Source organism: Neobacillus drentensis (assembly GCF_036965425.1).
Classification (GTDB): domain Bacteria; phylum Bacillota; class Bacilli; order Bacillales; family Cytobacillaceae; genus Neobacillus; species Neobacillus drentensis_F.
Window position 1 is genome coordinate 209 of record NZ_JBALPP010000161.1, and the last position, 1,027, is coordinate 1,235.

The 1,027-nt window shown below is 30.1% G+C and carries 2 protein-coding genes; both read left to right on the forward strand.

All coding sequences use genetic code 11. The features are described 5' to 3' along the window. Nucleotide 1: 1 nt before the first annotated feature. A complete protein-coding gene (gene spxA / locus V7161_RS28505) occupies nucleotides 2-391 on the forward strand; it encodes a transcriptional regulator SpxA (protein ID WP_335716165.1) in 390 nt (129 codons plus the stop codon). A gap of 122 nt (nucleotides 392-513) precedes the next feature. Continuing rightward, a complete protein-coding gene (locus V7161_RS28510; protein ID WP_335716166.1) occupies nucleotides 514-942 on the forward strand; it encodes a MarR family winged helix-turn-helix transcriptional regulator in 429 nt (142 codons plus the stop codon). Nucleotides 943-1,027: the final 85 nt, after the last annotated feature.

Consider the following 1,027-nt stretch of genomic DNA (forward strand, 5'->3'; position numbering starts at 1 on the left):
AATTTTATATTTAACACCTAGTTGTGTATATTGCCGTAAAGCTAAAGCTTGGCTTGAGGATCACCAAATTGCTTATAAAGAAAGAAACCTTTTATCTGAACCGCTTTCGATCAATGAGTTTAAAAGAATTCTTCGATTAACAGATTATGGTACAGATGAGATCATTTCAACAACTTCGAAGGCTTATAGGAATTTGAAGGGTAACATTGAATCTCTTTCTCTTCAAGAATTGTACAAGTTAATTAAGGATAACCCAGAATTATTACGAAGACCGTTAATCATTGATGATAAAAGGTTACTTGTCGGGTATAACGAAGAAGAAATTCGTAAATTTTTGCCAAGAAAAAATCGATTATTCCAACTTCGTGAAGCTCAACGAATGATTAATTAAATCTGAAGATTAATACAAATAAAAAGAGATATTGGCTAAAAACATCTTATATTATTATTTTATCAATATCTAGAATTCGAGATGTGTTAAACCGAGATATTCCATTAGAGGAGGTGGTTAAAATGAAAAAAGCATGCACAAACAAACCATTTCTAGAATTGATGCATACTTCAAAAGTAATTCAGGAGCGAATAAGGGATGAAATGTCCAAAAATAACCTAAGTATTACAGAATTTTCGGTATTAGAAGTGCTTTACCATAATGAAAAACAAACGATTCAGCAGATTGGTAATAGCATACTGATATCCAGTGGTTCGATGACGTATGTTATTGATAAATTAGAACAAAAAGGTTTATTAAATCGACTTCCATGTCCTGATGACAGGCGTGTAATACATGTGACATTAAATGATGCTGGAATTGATTTGATGGAGAAAATCATGCCAAAACATCAAGAAGTGGTGGATGATATTTTTGGTTCTTTAAATAATGAGGAGGCTCAGATAATAGTCAATCTTTTGAAAAAAATTAATAATAGAGTGAAAAAATAATTTTTTGGTTAATATCTCGATTTAGAGATTTTTGAATTAAAATTAGTTGATTTAATAGAGTTTAATTGCATCTAATGTACAAAAT

Excerpts from the sequence above, each read along its gene's own strand:
- V7161_RS28510 (WP_335716166.1), top strand. The coding sequence starts at position 514 with ATGAAAAAAGCATGCACAAACAAACCATTTCTAGAATTGATGCATACT.